The following is a 21006-nucleotide window of genomic DNA, read 5'->3' as shown; positions in this document are numbered from 1 at the left end:
GGCTTAAGGTTGCTAGCATGGTTATCTCCCCTTGATTAATTTGAGTCATTAAAGCACTAGATGAGAATTATTCTCAATATAATTTACACTCTTTGAATAAAAGCTAACCAGTTCTGCAGCAAATAGCCGTAGCGCTTCGGCTTTCGTTTGCACCCTTCGGCGCTTCAAGGTACAGTTACTGTTAATTTATACAGTAATCCTAATTCTTGCTCATGATCTTATATATTGCTGAAAAACCAAGCCTAGGAAGAGCCATTGCCGATGTGTTGCCTAAACCGCTAAAGAAAGGCGATGGCTTTATTCGTGCAGCCAATGGTGATTGCGTCTCTTGGTGTGTTGGCCACCTGCTTGAGCAAGCAGAGCCCGATGCTTACTCGCCAGAATACAAGTCATGGAAGTTTGAGCATCTGCCTATCGTGCCAGAGACTTGGAAGATGAAGCCTAAATATAAGATGCGTGGCCAGATTGCTGTGCTACGAGGCTTAGTGAAGGAGGCTTCACAGCTAGTTAATGCGGGCGATCCAGATAGAGAGGGACAGCTGCTAGTCGATGAGATCATCGCTCATCTTGGTGTGAAAGGGGCAAAGTTACAGAATGCTCAGCGGTTGTTGATCAGCGATTTGAATCCGCAAGCGGTGAAAAGAGCCCTGGGACAATTACGCTCAAATCGTGAGTTTATTCCGTTATCGACATCGGCACTTGCGCGCTCTCGCGCCGACTGGCTCTATGGTATGAACATGACTCGGGCATATACCATCCAAGGTCGTAAGGTCGGTTATCAAGGTGTGCTGTCTGTCGGGCGGGTGCAAACTCCTGTGCTCGGCTTAGTGGTGCGCCGTGACGCCGAGATAGCCGAATTTGTCTCTAAACCTTTCTATGAGGTGTTGGCGCACCTCGCAACTGATAATCAAGAGCGGTTTAGCGCAAAATGGCAACCGAGTGAGGCCTGTCAGCCCTATATGGATGAAGAGGGGCGGGTGCTGTCGAGAGGGTTAGCGCAGAACGTCGTTGGTCGTATAAGCGGTCAAAACGCAAGGGTCGAAAAGGTGGTGGCGCAAGACAAGAAGCAAAATGCCCCTTTGCCTTATAGCCTGTCGGCGCTGCAGATCGATGCGGCTAAGCGCTTTGGCATGAGCGCAAAATCTGTGCTCGATACTTGTCAGTCGTTATATGAGAAACACAAGCTGATTACTTATCCCCGCTCAGATAGCCGCTATCTTCCTGTCGAACAACATGCTCTAGCGCCGAGTGTTATCGGTGCGGTGCTGAGCGGCGCGAGCGAATTGGTGACTGGTTGCGAGCAGCCTAATGCCAAACTTAAATCTAAGGCGTGGAACGACAAGAAGGTCGATGCTCATCATGCCATCGTCCCCACCGAGAAAACCGCAAACTTATCTAACCTTAGTCAGGCGGAAAAGCAGCTATATCTGCAGATCGCACGTCAGTACCTAATGCAGTTTTATCCGGCTTATCTTTATAAAGAGACCCAAGTTGAGATCATCATCGCTGGTGGTTTATTTAAGACTAAGGCCAAGCAAGAGGTGGCGCTTGGTTGGAAGCAACTACTCAAGCAGTCAACGAAAGCGGATCAAGAAAGAAGCCAAGCTGCGCAGTCACAATCCGATGACGATGAACATTTAGCCAATATTCCCGCCCTTAAAAAAGGCCAAGAGTTGCTCTGCGAACGCGGTGAGCTACTGGAGAAGCAGACTCAGCCACCTAAGCATTTTACCGATGCCACTCTGCTCAGTGCCATGACAGGCATTAGCCGCTATGTTACTGACAGTGAAATTCGCAAAATTTTAAAAGAGACTGACGGTTTAGGTACTGAGGCGACGAGAGCCGGGATAATCGAGCTGCTGTTTAAGCGCAACTACTTAACTCGCCAAGGTAAGTCTATTTTGGCTACAGAGGTCGGTAAAGGCTTGATAAACAGTTTACCTCAGAGTGCGACGACACCCGACATGACTGCGCTTTGGGAAAATAACCTTGATGCTATAAGCCGCAAAGAGGCAAAATACCAGAGTTTTATGGAGCCTTTGCTAGCATCACTGCAGCAGTTGATCACACAGGCTGGTGCGCAGTTACCCACATCGCTACAGGGAGTTAAAGCGCCTGATGGCGGCTTTAAGAAGCGCCGTTATTCGGGCAAGAAGGCCACATCTGCAACTAAAAAAACTACAACAACTAAGGTAACAAACAAGGCGACATCTAAGAGAGCAGCCACGACGAAGAAAGCAGCTGTGAGGAAAAAATCGGGCACATAGGAGTTCCCAGTAACTCAACCTCAGTTCTTGTTTAGTAACTTTCAATTGTTTAACTAAGGCCTATGGGGTAGCTTGACTCCTAACAGCAAGGGTGGGGTTAGACAAATGTTTGAATGGGTTGAGAAAATTTCCTTTAATGAAGCCAGTCCATTAGCTGTGCAAGCTCAGGATACTCAGTTTGGCTTTCATCGCAAAAAACCGGCTGTCATGCCCCATAGCCATTGGCACGGCCATATAGAGATCAATTATCTATTTGACTGCTCGGCAGATTATTTGATTAATGGCCAAGAGATCACTGTGCCAGAAGGGCGAATGATCATCTTCTGGGCTTCTTTCCCCCATCAAATGACGGCTTCTCGTGGTGACGGTGAACTGGTTAATATCTATATCCCGCTACAATCATTTTTAACTTGGATGTTGCCCAGTCACTTTGTGAGTCAGCTACTGCACGGTGAGGTGATTGTCTCAGACAGCTTATACAGCTGTGACAAAGAACTGACTCAGATCTGGGAAAGCGATATTAAGCGTCAAGTCCCCTTACTAGCGAGTCAGGTAATTAATGAGATCCGAGGTAGGATCAGGCGCATGTCCATAGAAGATTACAGTACCTTCGAGTTAGCCAAGCGGGTGACTAACCAGGGAGAGACGTTGGAAGATAAGCAGGTCTTCGGCGGCTTAAACCATATTCAAAGTATGCTGCGTTATATTGCCGACAATTACGATCAAAAAATCACAATTGAAAATGTTTCAAGCTCAACGGGCCTACATAAAAACTATGCCATGAAGCTATTTAATCGGGTGATGAAGGTGTCGATCAAGCAGTATATTAATCAGCTTCGGCTGCAGCATGCTCAGGCGTTACTCATTGATACTCAAAGCCCTGTACTCAATATTGCCCTTGAAGCTGGCTTTGGTTCCGTGAGTCGCTTTTACGATATTTTTCAGCGTGAATATGGCATGTCACCACTGGAGTTTAGGCGCAAGGTAATTGGTTAAGGTGATTTTTTAGGAAGGCTTAACGGCTTTTTAGTAAGAGTGCTCGTGATTGTTCGTGCTTCAATCAGTTTTAACGAATTTTTGATTAGTTTTAATAACCTGCGATGATATTGCTGGGTTATTAGCTAAGTCGCTGACTTGAATATCGCCCTATATCACGAGATAACTATGAGAAAACTATTTGTCACCTCAGCCTGTGCCATCGCTATTTTATCCGCTTGTTCAAATGACTCTAAAATTGAAAGTAAGCTAGCCAGTGACGCAGCCCAAGCACAAGAAAAAGAGCAGTATTTAAATGGATTGGCCGATACGCTTAACGACCGTTGGCAGCTTACCGATAATGGTCTAGTTTGGCATGTGAACGATAGTCATCAAGACCATATCGAAATGAGTGGTGAGCAAGCCTCTGCTATTGTCTATTATGGCAGCGATGCCGATGGCTCACTGACTCTAACAAGAAAGTTAGTGTGGCCTATGCTGCGCACCATACCAAACGATACCCACGCCAGCCTTATCCATGATTTCCCGCTTTCTGTTTCGCCCCGAGTTGCCGTTAATGGTCAAATTGTCGACCAAGAGCAGCTTAAACAGGCGAGAATCGATGGTCGTCTTACCCTGACGAGTCAAATTGGGCAAGGTATTACCCTCACGCGTCTATTATCTCCGAGCACCACGCAGCCAGTGATGATTGAGGCGCTGACCTTTAGTAATGCTAGCGATAAGGCGGTGGCATTGAGTATCGATGCACTTGATTACCGCATCGATACTCCAGCCGAAGAGGGAGTTTATGGTAGCTACCGAATCGAAGCCAGCAGTGATAAAGCGGGTGAATTTAATCTCGCACCGGATGACAGCCTGACCGTCTATCTGGACTTTAAGGCCACCAAAGCGGGACAAAGTCGACAATTTGATGGGGCAAAAGAGGTTGCGCTACGTGATGAGTATGTGGCGAGCCTGAATCAAAACCTGCAGCTGAATACACCTGATGAGAACATCAATAAGATGTTTGAGTTTGCTAAGTTACGTAGCGCCGAGTCCATTTTTCGAACCAAGGGCGGCTTGATGCATGCGCCTGGCGGCGGACGTTATTACGCCGCTATCTGGGCCAACGATCAGGCAGAATATATCAATCCTTTCTTTCCGTTTCTTGGTAATGATGTCGGTAACGAGTCGGCGATTAATAGTTTCGAACACTTTGCTCGCTTTATGAATGATGAGGGCAAGGCGATTCCGTCATCGATTATTGCCGAAGGTGACGATATCTGGAATGGCGCAGGTGATAGGGGGGACTGCGCCATGATTGCCTATGGCGCTAGCCGTTTTGCACTGGCCTATGGCGATAAGCAGCAGGCCAAAGCACTGCTACCGCTGATCGATTGGTGTATCGATTTTAGTTTCGCTAAGCAAACGGATGAGGGGGTTATTGCATCGGACAGCGATGAGCTAGAAGGGCGTTTTCCAGCGGGCGATGTTAACTTAAGCACCAATATGTTGACCTATGGAGCCTTGATTTCGGCGAGCCACTTGAACAATGAGCTTGGACGTCACGCCTTAGCTAGCGACTACCAACAGCGTGCAAAAAAGCTGGCTAACGATATTGAGGCCTATTTTGGCGCCAATGTGCAAGGCTTCGATACTTATCAATATTATGAGGGGAACGATAAGCTAAGAGCCTGGATTGCGCTGCCATTCTCCTTCGGTGTTTTTGACAGAAAAGATCAAACTCTTGCCGCTGTATTATCTGAACATTTATGGAGCGCAGATGGGATCTACAGTGAAGCGGGTAATAAAACCTTCTGGGACCGTGCAACTCTTTATGCCTTTAGAGGAATTTTTGCAGCCCAAGAGACAGATACTGCAATGCGTTACTTTAAATATTACTCACGTAAACGCTTGTTAGGCGAGCATGTACCTTACGCTGTCGAGGCGTGGCCTGAAGGTGATCAGCGCCACTTGTCAGCTGAGAGTGCGCTCTATGCCCGCGTGGTAACCGAAGGCATTTTTGGTATAGAGCCAACGGGTTTCAAACGTTTCGATATTGCGCCTTATCTGCCAACAACTTGGGACAATATGTGCTTGAAGCATATTCGAGCCTTCGAGAGTCACTTCGATGTTTGTGTAAGCCGTGTAGAAGGTAGTGAGCAAGGTTTTAATGTCACCATAGAGCAGGAGCAGGGCGGGCTGCAGCAGTTTAGCTGGGACGGTCAATCTCCTATCAGTGTCAGTCTATAAGGCTGAGCAATCGAAGCAGGTTAAGCGAATACCACTTAACCTGCTTTTATTGGCTTTGACTGTTTAATTAGCGCTTTGCTTGTTCAAGCTTGGCTAGGGAGATCAATGAAGACATTATCTTATAAATTAGTAATTCAGATCTGGATAGCTAGCGGCTTAGTTGATGGTTTTGTTAGTCGTTCAGCTATTCGCTTAGTTAGTCGCTTCGCTAACTTTTTAGTGTTCGGTTTATTACTAACAGCTATTGGAGCCGCTAACGCAGCAGAGCTTAAAGGGCCATATACCTTAACCTCGCCCAGCGGCGAGTTACGGTTAACTGTCAGCGACCCAGAAGAAAAAGGCGTTCGTTATTCGTTAACCGTATTGGGTAAGTCGGTGTTGAAAGAGTCCGTTGCCGATATCGTGCTTCAAGGCATGAGGTTGCACTTAAGTGAGGCTAAGGTCATAGATGCTAAGCGTCTTACTGTTAACCGTGAACTCGCTCCCCATGTGCAGCAAAAATCTAAACGGGTGCAAGAGCACTATAATCAGCTGACACTGCGTTTTGATAACCAGCTCGCGCTCACGTTTAGGCTGTTCGACCAAGGGATGGCCTACCGTTTCACCACTGAGCAAGATGGGGGATTAGTGGTTAACAGTGAAACAGTATCGTTGAACTTTGATGGCGACCATCGGCTACTTTTTCCTGAGGAAACAAGCTTCATCAGCCATAACGAACGTCTTTATTTACCGAAACGATTATCGGAAATTGGCGCTGAGCAGTTTGCTAGCTTGCCGCTATTAGTGAATGTCGATGATATTAAGCTGGTTATTACCGAGACAGGCTTAAGAGATTATCCCGGCCTCTGGCTTGAGGGTAACGATAAGCAAGGGCTTAATGCCCGCTTTCCTGCAGTTGTACTCAAGAGCGAGCTTAAGCAAGACTCGGATAGAAATGAGCATATTATTCAGCGAGCCGATTATATTGCTAGCAGAGAGGCGATAAGCACTTCGTCAGCCTCGGCTCTGTTTCCTTGGCGTGTCTTTGCCATTGCGCAAAACGATGCAGAGTTGCTCACCAATGAGCTGTCTTATTTGTTGGCCGATGAACTGGCTATCGATGCCAGTTGGGTCAAGCCTGGTCAAGTGGCTTGGGATTGGTGGAATGCTAACAATGTTTTTGGTGTTGATTTTAACGCTGGGATCAATACCCAAACCTATAAGTACTACATCGATTTTGCGGCTAAGTATGGCATCGAGTACATAGTGTTAGATGAAGGCTGGCATCATTTAGACAGTGTCCTCAATGTTGTCGATGAAATCGATGTTGAAGAGATCATCGCCTACGGTAAGAGTAAAAAAGTCAATGTGATCCTCTGGGTGATCTGGAAGACGCTGGACAATGAGCTTGAAGTGGCACTGGATAGATTTGAGCAATGGGGCGCTGCTGGGATAAAAGTCGACTTTATGCAGCGAGACGATCAGGCCATGGTCAATTATTACTGGAAGATCGCCAAGCTAGCTGCACAGCGTAAACTCTTGGTGGACTTTCATGGCTCATATAAGCCTGCGGGCTTACGCCGCGCTTACCCTAATGTGATCACTCGAGAAGGTGTGCGGGGGCTGGAGCATAATAAATGGGCCGACTACATCACAGCGGAGCATAACTTAACTCTGCCGTTTATTCGCCAGCTTGCTGGCCCGATGGATTACACGCCAGGCGCCATGGTGAACGCCCAACCTGAAAACTTTGATATTAACTTCAACCGCCCAATGAGCAAGACCACTCGGGCTCACCAGTTGGCGATGTATGTGGTATTTGAAAGTCCGCTGCAGATGCTCGCCGACACGCCATCACACTATCTTCGCGAGCATGAAAGCACCGAATTTATCACCAGTGTACCAACGGTATGGGACGAGACTCAGGTACTTTCGGCCAAGATAAGCGACCATATAATTATTGCGAGACGTTCGGGAAAGCAGTGGTTTATAGGCGTGATGGGTAACTCAAAGGCGCGGGAATTCACCCTAGATTTGAGCTTTCTTGGTAGCGATAACACGCAGTACCAAATGTACAGTATTGCCGATGGAGCGAATGCCCATCGTTATGCAAGTGATTATTCGGTTAAGAGGGAAGCGGTAACGGCTCAAAGCCAAATTAAAATCCAGCTTGCGCCTAGCGGTGGTTGGGCGGCACGTTTGAGTCCTGTACTCAATTCTAAATAATGTAGCGCTAAGTAACGCGGTGCTAAGTAAAAAGGCAAGCCGATAGGCTTGCCTTTATGCTGCTGTAATCACTTACAGGATAAAGGTTTCGACCTTAGAGTTAAGGTTATCGGCTCTATCTTTTAGGGTTTGTGCCTGATTCAAATGTTCCATCGATGATTCGGTGATGTCATCAGTGACATCTTTAATCGCGACGGTATTTTGAGTGATCTCATTGGTGACTTGAGTTTGCTCTTCGGCTGCAGTGGCAATTTGGCTCGCCATATCAGAAATAACATTCACCGCTTGAGTGATCTCCTCAAGTGCCTGAGCTGCTGCGTTTACATCGACTACGCTGTTACTGGCTAAGCCTTGGCTGCTTTGCATCAATAGCACAGCCTTTTGAGTCGTGTTTTGTAGCGTCTCAATCGTGGTGTAGATCTCTTGCGTCGAGTCTTGAGTGCGGCGAGATAGGACTCTTACCTCATCGGCAACAACGGCAAATCCACGACCTTGTTCACCAGCACGAGCCGCTTCAATTGCTGCGTTCAGCGCCAACAAATTGGTTTGCTCGGCGATACCTTGAATGGTGGTCAAAATACCCGAAATTGCTTGAGCATGCAGGTTTAGCTCACCGATGACATCAGTTGCTTCACCGACCTCATTAGCGAGTGAGTTAATGGTGCTACGGGTCTTATCGACTAAGCTTTTACCTTCTTCGCTACTGGTGGCCGATTGCTGAGCGGCCGTTGCGGTATTTTCGGCATTCGCGGCGATCTCATGGGTTGCACTTGCCATCTCGGTAACTGCTGTCGCAACCATAGTTACCTCTTGCTGCTGACGTTGCAGCTCATTTACCGTATTTTGGTTTGTGGCTAAGCTTTGCTGAGCATCGGTTTCTAGTTCACTGGCCAATTGACGAATATGACTGATCAGCTGATGTTGGCTAGTGACAAAGCGATTAAAGCTGCTCGCTAATACACCGACTTCATCATGACTGTCGATTTCAATGCGTTGGGTGAGATCGCCATTACCATCGGCTATATGAGCAAGGGCTTGAGATACACGACCAAGTGGCGCTAACAGAATCGTTAGGAACCAAGAGATAGCTAATATACTAACAACTAGTGCTAATGTTGCGAGGCCAACCTGTGTCAGTAACAAGGTGGTTAGTGGCGCTTCTAGGCTGTCTTTATCTAGAACAAAAATCAGTTCCCAGTCGGTATTTGGGATCTCGGTTCCCCATACTAGCTTATCTCGCCCCTCACTTTGAAAGTACAAGGGCAATAGACTTCCTGACTGGCGACTTTTCGATGCGACCTGCGCATTCAGTTGTGGATCGATATTTTGAATCGGTCCCATCGACTTCGCGTGATCTTTATAGGCGATAACGGTGCCATCTTTGTGCATCATGATGGCGTAACCTTTTGCTGGTAGCTGCATGCTGTTAACACTATCGACAAGACTTGCAATGGATAGGTCGCCGCCTACTACACCGCCAGGGGCAGGCTGAGCCATTGAAACGACTAAAATGTTATAGGCCACATCGATATAGGGCTTAGTTAAGATTGGGCCTTGTTTCGCCATCGCTTGCTGATACCAAGTGCGGCTGCGGGGATCATATCCGGTGCGGTCGATACTCGGGTCTGAGTCGAGCATTTGGCCAGTTTGAGAACCGAAATAGGAAAGCTCAAAAGGCCCTGATAGCTGTGCTTGCTGCAATACATTTAAACTATCGCCATCTATTTTAGCGGCGCTAGCGGCCACGATCCCTTGTCGGTCAGCTAACCACTCATCTATTCGTTTAGCTTGCTGTTCACCAAGTTGACGCACCTGATCCACACTGCTTTGCAATAGCAGTTGCTTTTGGCTAGAAAAGCTTTGCCATGATAGAAGTCCGATCACGACGGAAAAAGCGAGCACAACAGAGAGAAGAATTTTTTTCTTGAGCGAATATGAATTCATTTGATGTCTTATTTTTACAAGTAAGTGATGTTTCGGCTTGTAGGAACGGCTGCGACTGTTATTAGATGTGGTTAACTGAAAGTTAACCACTTATTTGGGGGTATTTTCGCACAATTATTGCTGTTCAAAAAGTGAATAACCCAACAATGTGTAAATAAATTACACGCTTAAGCTCGTTAAGTTGGCTTTTGCATGATTATTAACCAGGTTATTCTCTGCTGCTTAGGCATTGTTTTAACAGTTCTTCAATTATTCGATAGCGTACAGGTAACTGGCGGTTACGCTTATGAACTAAGTAAACTTGCTCTGTAACCGCAGTTTTTGGCATGTGTACATAGAGCCTTTCTTTATGGGGAAAACTATCGAATGCACTCTTAGGAAGTACCGTAAAGCCGATCCCCATGGAAACTGGTAGCAGAATTTGGCTAAGTTGATTGACGTAGCTAGCCGTGGGGAGTTTTTCAATATTTAGCCCGGCAAGTTCTGGCGTGGCACATTGATCAAAGTAGAGAGATAAATAATGGTCCGCATCAGGGTGTTTGACTACACCACATAGATTCAAAGCGTTCGAGTCGATCGCTTTATCCCTGTAGTGTTTTGGCAAAATAAGGCATAAAGGTTCATGGCCTATGGGGATGCTATGGAACTCGCTGCTATTGGGTTTGTGGGTGACCAATCCAAGATCAATGTTAGCTTCGGCTATCTCTTTTAAGATCTTATGGTTGGGAGCCGCCTCTAATTGAATAGAGAGTGCAGGGTAGCGTTGTTGTAATTTAAGTAATTCTGGGTAATACAGGAGCGCTAAGGCACCTGAGCAAGACAGACTGCATAATCCAGAGTGGGGAGCGTCAAAACCTAGGCTTTCTATCAGCTTGGTTTCATTACTCGCAGACTCGATAGCGTACTGATAAACCTGTCTACCTTGCTCGGTAATTTCAAACTGCTTGTTGAATCTTTTAATGAGCTCATGACCGCAAGCTTGCTCTAGCTTCTTTACCTGTTGGCTCACGCCCGGTTGAGTCATATTTAATTTTTCAGCGGTTTGGGTAAAGTGCCCTGTATCAATAAGGGTCTTAAAAGTTTGTAACCAAATAGGATTGAGCATTGGAGTTCCTTGCATTGACGACCTAAGTCGCTTTAACGCCATGGTGAAGTTCCCAGTAGGAGCAGAGCCATAATCACGATCCGTCATCTGCTTTGCCTCTAATAATGATAATTAAAAATTATCAAAATGAAAGTAAATGATAATTTTAAATTCTGTTTCTCGCTGAGTATATTAACGCCATCTAAATGAAGTTCACTATCAACGACAAAATAAGAGGTCAGTTATGTCACAGTTCACTCAAGCGCATCAATCGGCAATGCCTTACCCCAGAACCTTTTCTCATATTGGGATCTCTGTGCCAGATCTCGAGGCTGCCGTAGAATTTTATACCCAAGTACTCGGCTGGTATTTGATTATGGAGCCTACCGAAGTTGTTGAAGATGACAGTGCGATAGGGGAGATGTGCACGGATGTCTTCGGTGCGGGTTGGGAACGATTTTGTATCGCTCACCTTTCCACTGGTGACCGCATTGGTGTTGAGCTTTTTGAGTTTAAGAACCAAGAGAATCCACAAGATAATTTTGAATACTGGAAAACAGGGATCTTTCATTTTTGTGTTCAAGACCCTGACGTAGAAGGGTTAGCCGACAAGATTGTCGCAGCAGGTGGTAAGAAGCGAATGAAGGCGCCACGTTATTATTATCCAGGAGAGAAGCCATACCGCATGATCTATATGGAAGATCCATTTGGGAATATTCTCGAGATCTACTCCCATAGCTATGAGCTTCACTATTCTAGTGGCGCGTATAACGGCTAATCGTTCTATATTTGACTATCGATAATACCAATAGCCATTTGAGGTTATTGGTATTATTTATGCGTGTGAATCTTTATCACCGTTTGAGTATAAGGAATTAAGTGTTTTATGGGAGTTAAAAGCCCCTTTTCAGGAATGACTCTCAGGCTTAACTAGACGAGCATACCCAGTATTATCCTACGGCTTGAAAACCTTGCTTATGACGCAGCAAACCGCCCCTGAGTTTGACCCCAATGAACACTCCCATCGCAGATATAACCCTTTGACTTCTGAGTGGGTACTCCTAGCGCCCCATCGCGCTAAGCGACCTTGGCTTGGGCAGGTGGAGACCACTGCCCCCTTATCTGCGCCATCCTATGATAAGGATTGTTTCTTGTGTGCCGGTAACACCCGCGCCAATGGTGAAATAAATCCAGATTATCAATCGACCTTTGTGTTTCAAAATGATTTCTCGGCATTGCTCCCCGATACCCCTGACGCTAGTGATAGCGACCCGCTGTTTCGCTTTAGCACTGAGCGAGGAGAGAGCCGAGTGATCTGTTTTTCTGCCGATCACTCTAAGACGCTGCCTGAGCTGTCAACAGCGGAAATTGAGCAAGTGATTCATACTTGGCGGATCCAGAGTGAAGAGTTAGCAGAGCGGTATTCTTGGGTGCAGATCTTTGAAAACAAGGGCGCAACCATGGGGTGTTCGAACCCTCACCCCCATGGGCAAATTTGGGCTCAGAGTCAGTTACCCAGTTTAGTGGCCAAAAAGCAGCAAAATCTGCTGGCATATACAGAGCAATATGGCGGCAATCTGCTGGGTGATTATGCAGAAAAGGAGTTAGAGCGGCAGGAACGCGTCGTGGTCTACAACGATGATTGGCTGGTGGTCGTGCCCTATTGGGCTGGCTGGCCATTTGAAACCTTGTTACTGCCACGATTTGAGATCAAACGGATAACGGAGCTTGGAGAGGCAGAGCAAAACTCACTAGCTGAGATCTTAAAACAGCTGACAACCTGCTATGACAATCTATTTAAGTGCTCTTTTCCGTACTCTATGGGGTGGCAAGGTGCACCGTTTGACACTTTAGAGCACAGCGAGTGGCGATTACATGCTCATTTTTACCCACCTTTACTGCGCAGTGCCAGCGTTAAAAAGTTTATGGTGGGCTATGAAATGCTGGCTGAAACTCAGCGCGATCTCACTCCCGAGCAAGCGGCAGAGCGTCTACGAAATGCCAACAGCCCACACTACAAGTTATCTCAACAGGGGCAGAGTTAATGGATAAGCAAACCGTTAGCGAGTTGTTTAATCAGGCTTTTAAACGTGAGCCTCAGGTCGTTACCTATGCCCCCGGACGGGTCAATCTTATTGGTGATCATACCGACTATAATAATGGCTTTGTGCTGCCTGCTGCCATCGATATGGGGACTTACATTGCCGCGAGAAAACGTGATGATAATGAGATCCATGTGATTGCCAGTGACATCAATGGCGAAAAACTCAGCTTTGGGTTAGATACCATTAGTTTTGATGATCAAATCGGTTGGGGCCATTATGTCAAAGGCGTATTTCAGGCGCTGCTCAGCCACCTTTTATCACAGGAAAATCAACGCACGGGTAAGGTCAATATACAGGGTTGTGATTTACTCATAAGTGGCACTCTCCCTCAAGGCGCGGGATTAAGCTCTTCAGCATCGCTTGAGATAGCGCTTATTAAAGCGATAACTGAGCTGTTTGGTTTTCACCTAGAGGGAATTTGTGCGGCGCTTATCGGTCAGCAAGCGGAGAACGTGTATGTTGGCTGTAATTGCGGCATCATGGATCAGCTTATTTCAGCCTTAGGCCAAGATAGGCAGGCGATGCTGCTCGACTGTAATGACCTAAGTTACCGCTACGCTAAGATTCCCGATAATTTGCGATTAGTTATTGTTAACTCCAATGTTAAACGACAGCTGGTTGGCAGTGAATATAACGAGCGGCGTCAGCAGTGCAATGAGGTTGCGAAGTTTTTTAATCAGTCATCACTACGCGGCGTTAGTCTACAGCTGCTAGAGGCTGGCAAAAGTGATTTATCGGAGCGGCTCTATAGGCGGGCAAGACATGTGATCACCGAAAATGTGCGAACCGAGCGCGCATTTGACGCATTAGGTCAGGGGGATATTGTGCTTATGAGCCAGTTGATGGCAGACTCTCACGCTTCTTTAAGGGATGATTTTGAGGTAACGACGCCAGAGATAGATTATCTTGTTAGTAGCCTATCGAGCGCGATAGGCTCAAGCGGTGGCGTGAGAATGACGGGTGGGGGTTTTGGCGGCTGTGTTATCGCGTTAGTCCCCCATCGTTTGCTTGATACCGTTAGAGTCGTGGTTGAACGTGATTACTTTAAACAGACGGGATTAAAGGCAGACATATATGTCTGCTCGGCAAAAGCAGGGGCTTTTAGTTAGTGGCTATGCTGCAGTTGCTTTAGCGAGGCTTATATTGGTTGCAGCTAGGATCATACTCAAATCCGCTTGCCGCCAACTTTTGCTCCAATAACTCACTTTCGATATCAAGATCATAAAATAGCGCCTGCCTATCTTTACAGTTTAAACGTAGGTGTTCATTTGCGATGCCGACTAAGATCTCAGCCGGCAGTGTGGCGAGTTTGTCACTGTTCATAAAAGCCCCCTTAAGCTGAGTATGTGCTCTATGTTCGGTTCGGATCCTTATAGATGATGAACCGATAATAATTAAAGTATGTGCGCTAAATCGTGGATTTTCCAATGGGAAGAAGGGGGCATTTTAAGACAAAAAAAAGCAAGCCTTAAAAAGGCTTGCGAAAGTGATACAGGTGAGGAACAGATTACATAATGTCCTATTAAGCTTAAGTGTTTCTTAATTAACGCAGCTTTTCCCCGCGATTAATTGCGATTAATCTATCGAGAATATGCTCGCCATCCATACGAATGCCGTTGTGCTCATATTCTGAGGTTAGCCAATACTTCAAGTTACCGACGCTTGCTGCGGTTTCTAGGCTGTACTGCATTTCAACAAACATATCTTCACTGTATATGGCTGCTGCGACGGGGACTTGGTTATTAGCAAGTTTGTCGACTTGATACAGGCTTGGCCAGTTCTGTTTTTGGGCTAGGCTTTGGGCGGCTTGCTGCAACGGTTTTAGATTATTGAACTGTTCGAACATCCATGGATAGATCATCTCACCCGTAAACAGAAACGGCTTATCGGCGCTGTAGTTAAATTCTGGGTATTGTTCTCTCACTCGATGGGCCGCCCAGTTAGATGCTGCTTGCTGACAATAGATAGACTCATGTAACAAGGCAAAAATCGGGTTGGTGTTGAAATCCAGAAGTTGGCAGAAATGAGCCAAGAAGAGTGGATTAACTTGGATCCCTGATGCCGTTTCAGTCAATGCTTGCTCGAGTAGGTAATAGACACTTTCAGGACCCTGTTCCATTCCGATATTAATCCCGAGTAGTTGCAGCATCTCAACCGTTAGCCGTTCACCAGTGGCAAGTCGAACCTCGTTGGCTTGAATATGCTTCACTAGAGAGTCAATTAACTCGCGGGCATCGCTAAAACGGTTAAAGAAGTCGTGGTTCTTCGCGAGTACACGTTTATAAGTTGCTTGATAGACTTCATCAGCAGTGCGAGTCAGCGATGGAATACCGCCGGTAATATAGGCCTCGGTTAATCCTTCAGGTGCATCGTTTAGGTACTTGAGCACACAGAATCCGCCAAAGCTTTGCCCAAGGATGCTCCACTTCTCACCTTCGGTGAGTTGCTTACGAATAGACTCGGCATCACGAATGATATTGTCGGCCCTAAAGTGAGTTAAATATTGAGCCTGCTCAGAGGCTGATAGGTGCGCTAAGCTGGCATAATTCACTGGCGTGGAAAGCCCTGTGCCGCGTTGGTCGAGTAATAAGACTCGATATTCTTGTAGCGCACGCTTTACCCAGCCGCCACTCGCCGCTGGACGGATGGCACCAAATCCAGGCCCGCCTTGGAAAAAAACGATAAAGGGCAGCTTTTTGTCTAGGTGTTCAGGGCTTGAGAGCTCTCGAGCGAAAACCGTAATCTGTTCGCCATCGGGTTCTTGGTAATCCAGCGGTAAGCGAAATTGATGTTTACGGCTCACCATGCCTGCAAAAGTCTGTTGGGCAGAGAATTCATAAGTCATTAAGTTGGCCTTTTTTGATGAGTATGATTTTTATTTTTCAGCATTTATTTGGGCTTGGAGTCTTTGTTGCAAGCAAAGCAAACCGCACCGATTGTATACCAAAAAATATGACCAATGCAGTGTTAATGTGATTGAAAAGAACTCGGTACTGCTCAAGCTTGCTTAGTTGCCTAAATAGTGCAGCTTTTGTGAGCTTTGGGGCAAATAATTGCCAATAACTATTAGTCGAAAGGGTCAACTTCGCGTAATCTTTAGCTATTCACAGCGCAATATAGAGTCTTAGGTGATTATCGATGAAGTATCAGTTAATACCCGTCACCCCATTTCAGCAAAATTGTAGTTTAATTTGGTGCGAAGAAACCATGAAGGCGGCCGTGGTCGATCCTGGTGGGAATGTCGAGCGGATCCTTGAACAGGCCAGTAAAAATAACCTAGTGATCGAAAAAGTATTACTGACCCATGGGCATATTGACCATGTCGGCGCGGCTAAATTATTAGCTGAACAGCTTAATGTGCCGATAGTGGGTCCCCATAAAGCGGATGATTACTGGCTAGATAGCTTACCTAAACAGAGTCAACACTTTGGTTTTGTTCATTGCGATGCTTTTACTCCGTCTCAGTACCTCGAAGAGGGCGATGAAGTTAGCGTGGGCAATTTAGTCCTAAAGGTACTACATTGTCCTGGCCATACTCCTGGTCATGTGGTGTTTTTTGCCGAATCGGCAAAGCTGGCTTGGGTTGGTGATGTGCTATTTAGAGGCTCTATTGGCAGAACGGACTTCCCACTCTCGAATCATCAAGATTTGATTGACTCGATCACCCAAAAGCTTTGGCCATTAGGTAACGATGTGCAGTTTATCCCGGGTCACGGGCCACTATCGACCTTTGGTGATGAGCGTGTACAGAACCCATTTGTGGCCGATCAGTTATTTAGTTAGCCTTTAAACAGGCTGAGCTTAACCGCCAGAAAATGTGGCTTACAGCACCGTGTTTAACTATTGCGCTTAATCACAGCGATTAATGATAGTAAGTGCAGTGCTGTTTTGCTTTTTGAGTATGTCACGATTTAGGACACATGGCAGTTAGAGCGTCACTTATCCCCTTGACTTATCTTAGTACCTATCTTAGTACCTATCTTAGTACCTATCTTAGAGGCTTGCCTGCGGATTAACAGCTATGCATTAAGCGAAGTCGTAGACTTCTAGCCTTGAAATATCGACCTCTGTGGGTCATTTTTACCACTAAAATATATTTTATATCCTTCTGCTAGGTTACTTCCTGTTAGCAATTAATCAGTTTTTTTACTACAAAACTGGCATTTTTGTGCGGTTTATCGACAATTGACACGGATAATTGGGTCTGGATCGTGTTTTTTTACATATAAAAAAGGTAATTTAGCTCACCTGATACTAATTGGCTCACTTTGAGCGGATTAAACGTAAAGAGGTAGGCTATGGAAAATCGTTGGCAGATTGCTATTTCGGCAGGATTACTTGCAGCTGTATGGGCTGGTGTTGCCGATGCGCTTCATCTTGTGACTTGGATAGGCTTTCTAAGTTGTAGCACTTTCTTTGCTCAAACACATTCGGGTATAAAGGGCATGCTGATGGCTATGACAACGAATTTGTCAGGTGTGTTTTGGGGCTGGTTGATCATATCCGGTAGCAGCTTCTTCGTGTCACCTTTGATGGGGTACACCTTTACCGGGATTGCGACAGCAGCCATGTGCTTACAAGCTAGCTACCAAAAGTTGGCCTTCATACCTGGTGCCTTTATCGGTTGCTGTATTACCTTTGCTATGGGCGCTGATATCCCAGCGATTATTCCGCCGCTGTTACTTGGTGCTGTGCTGGGTTATAGCATGAGTTTACTAACAGGTCAGCTTATTAACTTGACTCAAAGACTGCAGGGGACCTCGGTTGCTGAGATAAAAGAATCTTAGTTGCTAATACTGCTCTGGGTTATTATTAAAAATTATAAAAATAGTTACCCATGCCCTCAATCTAGTGCTTCTATTGGCACGATATGAGCGGTATGCGTAAGGCTTAAGCCAAGGAAAGATCATAATGAAACAGATTAGTTTTCGTAAAGTCGATGCTGTACTAATCAAACTGAGCTTGAACGGTAAGTTCTGGGTGATTTGTACCATGGTGACACTAATCACCGCTGCTATCGCCCTGTTCAATTACAACAGTAGCAACTCCTTAATCGAATCTTCCTCCCTAAGTCGCGCGCAATCGAGTATCGATTCCTATGCCGCTATCGCGAACGCTCAAGCGCTGGCAGGAACTGAGCTTGTCGAGTTTGCTCAACAGGCAGGACTGAGAGTTACCCATAGCCTTGTGACCGAAAGGCACAATGATGTTGTCACAGTGAGCGCTCAAGTTGGTGATAAGGCACTAACCAATCAAGTCGATGTGGCAAATTGGGAGCAAAGTGCACTCGCTGATGCCAATAAGATGTTGCTGCTAGCCTTTATCGGGTTATTTCCTCTGTACCTGCTCAGTTACTGGGTGTCGACCTCGCTTGGCGGGGGGCTGTGGGACATGTACATGGCCATTAAACGTTTAGCCGACGGTGATTTGAGCCAACGACTTAACTTCTTTGGTAAAGATGATTTCAGCCTAATCGCTCGTGAGATTGACCGTAGCGCCGATAACATGAGTGAGATGGTGCAGGCCATTTCGCATAATGCGCAAACCCTTAACGAAGCGGCTGATGAGTTCACTCAGCAAGCGGGGCGCAGCGAAGAACTCACCGATAACCAGCATCAATTTTTGGATACGGTTGCTGTGGCCATGTCACAAATGACTGCGGCAGTGGAAGAGGTTTCACATAGCGCGGCTAACACGTCGGAACAAACCCAACAGAATGCGACTCAGGCAGCGAATAGTCAGGAGTTAATCGGTGAAGCGATAGAGCGTATCGGTGTGTTAACGGGAAAAATTTCTGAAGCCTCAGTATCGGTTGAAGACCTGTCACATGCCGCAACGGATATCGGCGCCGTGGTGACTACGATTAATAGTATTTCCGAGCAGACTAATCTGTTGGCACTTAACGCAGCTATCGAGGCTGCGAGAGCTGGAGAGCAGGGAAGAGGCTTTGCGGTTGTTGCCGATGAAGTGAGAACGCTTGCTAGCCGTACCCAACAGGCGACGGTTGAGATCCAGTCGATGATCGAGGGGCTACAAACGGGCACTGGAAAACTGTCTCATATTACGAATGATATCGTGTCTGAGGCTGACAAAGGGCGGATAGCGATTGAGTCGGTAGGTCAAGACGTTGCTAGCATGGCACAGTCCATCAGTATCGTATTCGATATGAGCTCACAAATTGCAGCATCATCTGAGGAGCAGAGTGTTGCTTCACGTGAAATTGCCACTCAATTGAATGATATCCGAATTCAGGCCGAAACCATCAAGGATACCGCGCAGAACTCGGTGAGCTTAGCGGCTAATTTAGCAGGTTCCTCTCAAGGTTTAGAGCAGATTTTGGCTCGGTACAAGGTCTGCTAATTTTACAGCGAACTTTACCTTAAGCTACAAGCTGATTTTCTAGTTAAGTCGATAATAAAAATGCCAGCATAAGCTGGCATTTTTTTATGGAAAAAACGTTAGTTGTTAACTAAAGATGCCTCGTATATATGAGGCGTTACTTCCCTTGCTCTAGTTGAATGTGCTCCAAATAGGCGCATGATCAGATGGCTTTTCGATGCCGCGTAGATCGTAATCTACATCTGACTCGGTTAGGCGTTGAGCCAAAGATTTGGTTGCCAATACCACGTCGATGCGCAGACCACGGTTATCGACAAAGCCTTTGCTGCGATAGTCAAACCAAGAATAGCGCTCACTACGTTCAGGATGAAGTTCACGGAACGTGTCGACTAATCCCCAATCCATCAGCGTCTTTAACCATTCACGCTCTTCTGGTTGGAAGCTGCACTTACCGGTTTTAAGCCAGCGTTTAGCATTAGGCTCGCCAATACCGATATCAAGATCTACAGGAGAAATGTTGATGTCGCCAATAATCGCGATATCTTCGTCGCTGCTGTGATACTCGTTTAGGTATAGCATTAAGTCTTTATAGAACTTGCGCTTAGCTGGGTACTTGGTTTCATGGTTGATGTTATCACCCTGAGGGAAATAACCATTCAGTACCGTTAACGTGCGGCCATTATCCTGCATGAAGCTGCCCATGATCATACGGCGTTGAGCGTCTTCTTCATCGGTTGGAAAGCCTTTTTGTACCTTGATAGGCTCAGCTTTTGATAGCATAGCGACGCCGTAATGTGCCTTGCCACCATGGTAATGTACCTTATAGCCCATAGCTTCAACATCGGCCACGGGGAAGGCTTCATCATGAACTTTAGTCTCTTGCAGGCCGATAATGTCGGGCTGATGGCTATCGATCAAGGCTTGAAGTTGGTGCAGTCTAGCTCGCAATCCATTGATATTAAATGAAACAATTTTCACTTTTCGATCCTTTAAATTTTACGGCAATACTAACTTATAAGGTTTAACGATGACACTCTCATACACGCCTGCGGCGATATACGGGTCTGCGTCGGCCCAGCACTGAGCATCTTCAAGTGATGGAAAGTCGGCAACGACTAAAGAGCCAGTAAATCCAGCTTCACCCGGGTTTTCACTGTCGATTGCAGGATGTGGGCCTGCAATCAATAGGCGGCCTTCGTCAGCGAGAAGCTGCAGACGGGCTAGGTGATCTGCACGAACGGATAGACGTTTCTCTAAGCTATTTTCAATATCTTGCGATGAAATCATGTACCACATTATTTAAGTTCCTTACGATCTTCTTCAGACATGTTTTTAAACAGGTAAACCACGGTTAACACGGTATTGATAAGCGTTAGTGCGGTTAAGCCAAATACTTTAAAGTTAACCCAAGTCTCTTGAGATAAACTAAATGCGACATAGATATTCACTAGGCCACAAACAACGAAAAAGCTGACCCAATACCAAGTGACGCGTGCCCAGACTTTATCTTCGACGACAAGCTCTTTGCCTAGCATGCTTTTTAGCAGCGGCTTGTTCATCATTTGACTAACACCGAGGGCGATAGCAAATAGGGCATAGACGATGGTGACTTTCCATTTAATGAAAGAGTCGTCGTGTAAGATAAGGGTTAATGAGCCAAATACCGCCACCATCACAAACGTAATAAGATGCATTTTTTCAAGCTTTTTATAAAGCATGTAACTGATGACAAGTTGCAGTGCGGTTGCAGCGATTAATGCTCCGCTGGCAATGTAAATATCGAAAAATTTATAGACAGCAAAAAAGATAATTAGAGCTAAAAAGTCGAGCAACT

17 protein-coding genes are annotated in these 21006 nt (G+C 46.1%); 10 read left to right on the top strand and 7 right to left on the bottom strand.

Annotated features, from left to right (window positions below; translation table 11 throughout):
- The first annotated feature begins 212 nt into the window (after nt 1-212).
- The 4 genes from K5Q92_RS16590 to K5Q92_RS16575 all read left to right on the top strand — a co-directional run bounded on the left by K5Q92_RS16590 (nt 213) and on the right by K5Q92_RS16575 (nt 7700).
- Nucleotides 213-2267 (top strand): DNA topoisomerase III, encoded by a 2055-nt coding sequence (locus K5Q92_RS16590; RefSeq protein ID WP_220770041.1) that lies wholly within the window; start codon nt 213-215, stop codon nt 2265-2267.
- 105 nt (nt 2268-2372) lie between these two features.
- Nucleotides 2373-3263: a helix-turn-helix domain-containing protein gene (locus K5Q92_RS16585; protein WP_220770040.1), complete on the top strand. Its 891-nt coding sequence runs from the start codon at nt 2373-2375 to the stop codon at nt 3261-3263.
- Between the two features lie 168 nt (nt 3264-3431).
- Nucleotides 3432-5495 carry a hypothetical protein gene (locus K5Q92_RS16580; RefSeq protein WP_220770039.1) on the top strand — a complete coding sequence of 688 codons (2064 nt, stop codon included), beginning with the start codon at nt 3432-3434 and terminating at the stop codon, nt 5493-5495.
- Nucleotides 5496-5600: 105 nt separating this feature from the next.
- On the top strand, nt 5601-7700 hold the full coding sequence (locus tag K5Q92_RS16575; RefSeq protein WP_220770038.1) for a glycoside hydrolase family 97 protein: 2100 nt from the start codon (nt 5601-5603) through the stop codon (nt 7698-7700).
- A gap of 72 nt (nt 7701-7772) precedes the next feature.
- Here the strand turns inward: K5Q92_RS16575 and K5Q92_RS16570 are convergent, their stop codons facing one another.
- Together K5Q92_RS16570 and K5Q92_RS16565 are read right to left on the bottom strand one after the other, a co-directional pair.
- Nucleotides 7773-9644 carry a methyl-accepting chemotaxis protein gene (locus K5Q92_RS16570; protein ID WP_220770037.1) on the bottom strand — a complete coding sequence of 624 codons (1872 nt, stop codon included), beginning with the start codon at nt 9642-9644 and terminating at the stop codon, nt 7773-7775.
- 208 nt (nt 9645-9852) lie between these two features.
- Nucleotides 9853-10836 carry a LysR family transcriptional regulator gene (locus K5Q92_RS16565; RefSeq protein WP_259649601.1) on the bottom strand — a complete coding sequence of 328 codons (984 nt, stop codon included), beginning with the start codon at nt 10834-10836 and terminating at the stop codon, nt 9853-9855.
- 136 nt (nt 10837-10972) lie between these two features.
- Here K5Q92_RS16565 and K5Q92_RS16560 point away from each other — a divergent pair, with 136 nt between their 5' ends.
- The 3 genes from K5Q92_RS16560 to galK all read left to right on the top strand — a co-directional run bounded on the left by K5Q92_RS16560 (nt 10973) and on the right by galK (nt 13942).
- The gene (locus tag K5Q92_RS16560) at nt 10973-11506 is read left to right on the top strand and encodes a lactoylglutathione lyase family protein (protein ID WP_220770036.1); all 534 of its coding nucleotides are present in this window, start codon (nt 10973-10975) and stop codon (nt 11504-11506) included.
- A gap of 199 nt (nt 11507-11705) precedes the next feature.
- Nucleotides 11706-12773, top strand: coding sequence for a UDP-glucose--hexose-1-phosphate uridylyltransferase (locus tag K5Q92_RS16555; RefSeq protein ID WP_220770035.1), 1068 nt, complete (start codon nt 11706-11708; stop codon nt 12771-12773).
- On the top strand, nt 12773-13942 hold the full coding sequence (gene galK / locus K5Q92_RS16550; protein ID WP_220770034.1) for a galactokinase: 1170 nt from the start codon (nt 12773-12775) through the stop codon (nt 13940-13942). The genes K5Q92_RS16555 and galK overlap by 1 nt, the downstream gene beginning before the upstream one ends.
- 19 nt (nt 13943-13961) lie before the next feature.
- Here the strand turns inward: galK and K5Q92_RS16545 are convergent, their stop codons facing one another.
- Together K5Q92_RS16545 and K5Q92_RS16540 are read right to left on the bottom strand one after the other, a co-directional pair.
- A complete protein-coding gene (locus K5Q92_RS16545) occupies nt 13962-14156 on the bottom strand; it encodes a DUF4250 domain-containing protein (RefSeq protein ID WP_202721406.1) in 195 nt (64 codons plus the stop codon).
- A 220-nt stretch (nt 14157-14376) separates the two neighbouring features.
- Nucleotides 14377-15678, bottom strand: coding sequence for an alpha/beta fold hydrolase (locus tag K5Q92_RS16540; protein ID WP_220770033.1), 1302 nt, complete (start codon nt 15676-15678; stop codon nt 14377-14379).
- 293 nt (nt 15679-15971) lie between these two features.
- Between K5Q92_RS16540 and K5Q92_RS16535 the strand changes: the two genes are divergently transcribed.
- The 3 genes from K5Q92_RS16535 (at nt 15972) to K5Q92_RS16525 (ending at nt 19193) form a co-directional block, all read left to right on the top strand.
- The gene (locus K5Q92_RS16535; protein WP_220770032.1) at nt 15972-16616 is read left to right on the top strand and encodes an MBL fold metallo-hydrolase; all 645 of its coding nucleotides are present in this window, start codon (nt 15972-15974) and stop codon (nt 16614-16616) included.
- A gap of 515 nt (nt 16617-17131) precedes the next feature.
- A complete protein-coding gene (locus K5Q92_RS16530; RefSeq protein WP_220770031.1) occupies nt 17132-17620 on the top strand; it encodes a DUF1097 domain-containing protein in 489 nt (162 codons plus the stop codon).
- 124 nt (nt 17621-17744) lie between these two features.
- On the top strand, nt 17745-19193 hold the full coding sequence (locus tag K5Q92_RS16525; RefSeq protein WP_220770030.1) for a methyl-accepting chemotaxis protein: 1449 nt from the start codon (nt 17745-17747) through the stop codon (nt 19191-19193).
- A gap of 150 nt (nt 19194-19343) precedes the next feature.
- Here K5Q92_RS16525 and xthA read toward each other — a convergent pair whose 3' ends face one another.
- From xthA to K5Q92_RS16510, 3 genes are read right to left on the bottom strand one after another with little or no spacing between them, the layout of a single operon-like run.
- Nucleotides 19344-20150 (bottom strand): exodeoxyribonuclease III, encoded by an 807-nt coding sequence (gene xthA, locus K5Q92_RS16520; RefSeq protein ID WP_220770029.1) that lies wholly within the window; start codon nt 20148-20150, stop codon nt 19344-19346.
- Nucleotides 20151-20168: 18 nt separating this feature from the next.
- Nucleotides 20169-20468 (bottom strand): YciI family protein, encoded by a 300-nt coding sequence (locus tag K5Q92_RS16515; protein ID WP_202721400.1) that lies wholly within the window; start codon nt 20466-20468, stop codon nt 20169-20171.
- A complete protein-coding gene (locus tag K5Q92_RS16510) occupies nt 20468-21004 on the bottom strand; it encodes a septation protein A (protein ID WP_259649599.1) in 537 nt (178 codons plus the stop codon). Before K5Q92_RS16510 ends, K5Q92_RS16515 begins: the two co-directional genes overlap by 1 nt.
- Between the last annotated feature and the right edge of the window lie 2 nt (nt 21005-21006).

The sequence above is a fragment of the Shewanella sp. MBTL60-007 genome, from assembly GCF_019654915.1.
Classification (GTDB): Bacteria; Pseudomonadota; Gammaproteobacteria; order Enterobacterales; family Shewanellaceae; genus Shewanella.
Note: the sequence above shows the minus strand (reverse complement) of the source record. Positions and strands in the feature narration are given on the sequence as shown.

Excerpts from the sequence above, each read along its gene's own strand:
- K5Q92_RS16540 (WP_220770033.1), bottom strand. The coding sequence starts at position 15,678 with ATGACTTATGAATTCTCTGCCCAACAGACTTTTGCAGGCATGGTGAGC.
- K5Q92_RS16525 (WP_220770030.1), top strand. The coding sequence starts at position 17,745 with ATGAAACAGATTAGTTTTCGTAAAGTCGATGCTGTACTAATCAAACTG.
- K5Q92_RS16590 (WP_220770041.1), top strand. The coding sequence starts at position 213 with ATGATCTTATATATTGCTGAAAAACCAAGCCTAGGAAGAGCCATTGCC.
- K5Q92_RS16535 (WP_220770032.1), top strand. The coding sequence starts at position 15,972 with ATGAAGTATCAGTTAATACCCGTCACCCCATTTCAGCAAAATTGTAGT.
- K5Q92_RS16560 (WP_220770036.1), top strand. The coding sequence starts at position 10,973 with ATGTCACAGTTCACTCAAGCGCATCAATCGGCAATGCCTTACCCCAGA.
- K5Q92_RS16570 (WP_220770037.1), bottom strand. The coding sequence starts at position 9,644 with ATGAATTCATATTCGCTCAAGAAAAAAATTCTTCTCTCTGTTGTGCTC.
- K5Q92_RS16555 (WP_220770035.1), top strand. The coding sequence starts at position 11,706 with ATGACGCAGCAAACCGCCCCTGAGTTTGACCCCAATGAACACTCCCAT.
- K5Q92_RS16580 (WP_220770039.1), top strand. The coding sequence starts at position 3,432 with ATGAGAAAACTATTTGTCACCTCAGCCTGTGCCATCGCTATTTTATCC.
- K5Q92_RS16530 (WP_220770031.1), top strand. The coding sequence starts at position 17,132 with ATGGAAAATCGTTGGCAGATTGCTATTTCGGCAGGATTACTTGCAGCT.
- K5Q92_RS16585 (WP_220770040.1), top strand. The coding sequence starts at position 2,373 with ATGTTTGAATGGGTTGAGAAAATTTCCTTTAATGAAGCCAGTCCATTA.
- K5Q92_RS16545 (WP_202721406.1), bottom strand. The coding sequence starts at position 14,156 with ATGAACAGTGACAAACTCGCCACACTGCCGGCTGAGATCTTAGTCGGC.
- K5Q92_RS16565 (WP_259649601.1), bottom strand. The coding sequence starts at position 10,836 with ATGACGGATCGTGATTATGGCTCTGCTCCTACTGGGAACTTCACCATG.
- K5Q92_RS16575 (WP_220770038.1), top strand. The coding sequence starts at position 5,601 with ATGAAGACATTATCTTATAAATTAGTAATTCAGATCTGGATAGCTAGC.
- galK (WP_220770034.1), top strand. The coding sequence starts at position 12,773 with ATGGATAAGCAAACCGTTAGCGAGTTGTTTAATCAGGCTTTTAAACGT.
- K5Q92_RS16515 (WP_202721400.1), bottom strand. The coding sequence starts at position 20,468 with ATGTGGTACATGATTTCATCGCAAGATATTGAAAATAGCTTAGAGAAA.